Genomic DNA, 2,828 nt, shown 5'->3' with positions numbered 1-2,828 from the left:
CGCCAAGTCCGACTGTACCTGGCTTTCTCTCACAAAACGGCAGGTTGCAGTGCGTCACAGGAGATGCTTCTGATAATCCGTACCCTTCTAACACTTTAGCGCCCGTTTTTCGTTCGAACTCTTTCATCAGCTCAACAGGCATCGGCGCACTGCCGCTGTTGCAGATGCGAATACTTTCGATGTTGTATTCTTCTGCCTGAGGATGATTGGTAATAGCAACATACATAGTTGGGACACCGGGAAAAATACTAGGCTGCTCTTTTTTTATTGTATTTAGTACTTCTTCCAAATCAAAACGCGGCAATAGCAATATTTCATTTCCGCAAAGAATCGATAAATGCATACAGGAAGTCATGCCAAATACGTGAAACAATGGAATAACGGTTAAGCATTTTTCTTTTCCTAATTCAATATCATGCTTAAATATTTCGTATGATTGAACTGCGTTTGTGTAAATGTTTGTATGTGTAAGCATCGCACCTTTAGATGGTCCGGTCGTTCCTCCCGTATACTGAAGAACAGCAATATCGTGTGCTGGATGAATGACCGGCTGATTAAATTCATGTTTTATGGTTAAAAAATCTAGGAAGGAAAGGTCTGGTGATGCAGGAACAAAAGGTTTTTGCAAGCTTACAGTTATCGCTTCTTCTATATCAACGCGGTTTCTTATTTCTTGAAGTCTCGTATAAAAATCATCGAGTATAATGATTTTTTTTGCCCCGGAATCGTTTAAAATATGCTCTAGCTCTTGTTCGACAAGCATAGGGTTGACCTGAGTGACAATGCCGCCCGCTGCTACAATGCCAAAATAGCTTATTATATATTGCGGACAGTTTGGCAGCATAATCGCTACACGATCTCCTTTTTTAATCCCTTTTTTCTGCAGTGCTCCTGCAAATACCCGAACTGAGTGATACAGCTCCTGGTACGTTAACGTATGCTGATACATGCGCGTTGCTGTGTGAGCAGGATAACGTTCGGCTGTTTCTTTCAGCATATCAAATAGTGAAATATCTTCGATGTGAATGTCATGAGTGTAGGCTTCTGGATAAGGTGTAAACCATTTTTTAACGTCTTCCATCAAGTTACTCCTTTCTTATTCACATAGCATGAACTCCACCGTCTACTGTCAGAACATCTCCCGTAATATAATTAGACGCTGCAGAAGCAAGAAAAACAGCTGCCCCTTTCAAATCAGCTTCGGAGCCAAAGCGTTTTAAAGGAGTTTGACTTAGAAAATAATCTTTGCCTTGTTCCATAATCGCACCTGACATTTTAGTAGGGAAAAATCCAGGCGCAATCGCATTAACTTGAATATTATGCTGTCCCCATTTGACGGCTAAATCTTTCGTAAACGTAATGACCGCTCCTTTACTCGTGTTGTACCCGATTGTATCCATGTACTGAGGATCTGTTCCTCCAAGACCGGCAATTGAAGCAATGTTAATAATCTTGCCAGCTTTTTGTTTAATCATTTCTTTTCCAGCTTCTTGGGCCATTAAAAACGTTCCTGTAACATTAACATTCATCACTTTTTGCCATGCTTCAAGAGGCATTTCTTCAACCGGAGCACCCCACGTAGCTCCGCTGTTATTAATTAAGATATCAATACGTCCAAATGTTTCAATTGTTTGGTGCACGACATTTTTAATATCTTCAGGCTGACTGATGTCGCAAGTTAAGGCGAGCGTTTTTACATCGAGGCGGGCCAATCGATCGGCCACTTGCTGACATGCTTCTTTTTTTCTCGAACATAGAACAATATTTGCCCCTGCCTCTGCAAGCCCTTCTGCCATTTGTTCTCCTAATCCTCTGCCTCCGCCGGTAATAATAGCTGTTTTCCCAGTTAAATCAAACAAATCCTTTATGTGCATAGGTTGCCTCCTTTTCTTGATAGGGTTTTAGCTCAAGTCTTGCAAGTTGTGCTTTGTGCACTTCGTCTGGACCATCAGCGAGGCGAAGAGTGCGAGCATTTGCCCAAAGTGCCGCAAGCGGCGTGTCTTCTGAAACACCTGCTGCTCCAAATGCTTGAATAGCGCGATCAATGACTTTTAAAGCCATAGCAGGAGCCATTACTTTAATCATAGCAATTTCTTTCCGCGCTTTTTTATTTCCAACTGTGTCCATCATATAAGCAGCTTTTAATGTTAATAAGCGAGCTTGCTCAATTTCAATACGCGATTCTGCCACCCATTCTTGAATAACCCCTTGCTGAGAAAGCAACTTATTAAACKCAGAACGGTTTTGAATACGCTTACATAATTCTTCAAGCGCTCTTTCCGCTGCTCCTATTAAACGCATGCAGTGATGAATACGTCCAGGCCCCAATCTGCCTTGAGCAATAGCAAACCCTTTTCCTTCGCCTAAAAGCATATTAGACGCTGGCACACGCACATTGTCATAATGAATTTCAGCATGTCCATGAGGGGCGTGATCGTATCCAAAGACTGGCAGCATTCGTTCAATTTTAACTCCTGGCGTATTTAAAGGAACTAGAATCATAGACTGCTGTTCATATTTAGATGCGTTAAAATCGCTTTTTCCCATGACAATAGCAATTTTGCAGCGAGGATCTCCCGCACCTGAAGACCACCATTTTCTTCCGTTGATCACATATTCATCGCCTTCTCTTACAATACTGCACTGAATGTTTGTGGCATCAGAAGAACCTACATCCGGTTCTGTCATAGAAAAGCAGGAGCGAATGTCTCCATTTAACAGCGGCTTTAGCCATTTTTCTTTTTGTTCGGACGTTCCGTATCGAACCAGTACTTCCATATTGCCGGTGTCAGGAGCTCCGCAGTTAAAAGCTTCTGGTCCAATAATAG

3 protein-coding genes are annotated in these 2,828 nt (G+C 42.1%); all 3 read right to left on the bottom strand.

Annotated elements, in window-relative coordinates; genetic code table 11:
• Positions 1 to 1,081: AMP-binding protein (locus tag AC1DRF_RS21810; protein WP_477741680.1), on the bottom strand; the 1,081-nt coding region annotated here is incomplete at its 3' end.
• 19 nt (positions 1,082 to 1,100) lie between these two features.
• The gene (locus tag AC1DRF_RS21805) at positions 1,101 to 1,874 is read right to left on the bottom strand and encodes an SDR family oxidoreductase (protein WP_427076547.1); all 774 of its coding nucleotides are present in this window, start codon (positions 1,872 to 1,874) and stop codon (positions 1,101 to 1,103) included.
• A partial coding sequence (locus tag AC1DRF_RS21800; protein WP_477741679.1) for an acyl-CoA dehydrogenase family protein occupies positions 1,852 to 2,828 on the bottom strand: 977 nt, incomplete at its 5' end. The genes AC1DRF_RS21805 and AC1DRF_RS21800, both read right to left, overlap by 23 nt.

Source organism: Priestia sp. P5_B4, assembly GCF_056400385.1.
The sequence above is the reverse complement of the archived record's forward strand: the minus strand, read 5'-3'. Positions and strand labels throughout refer to the sequence as shown.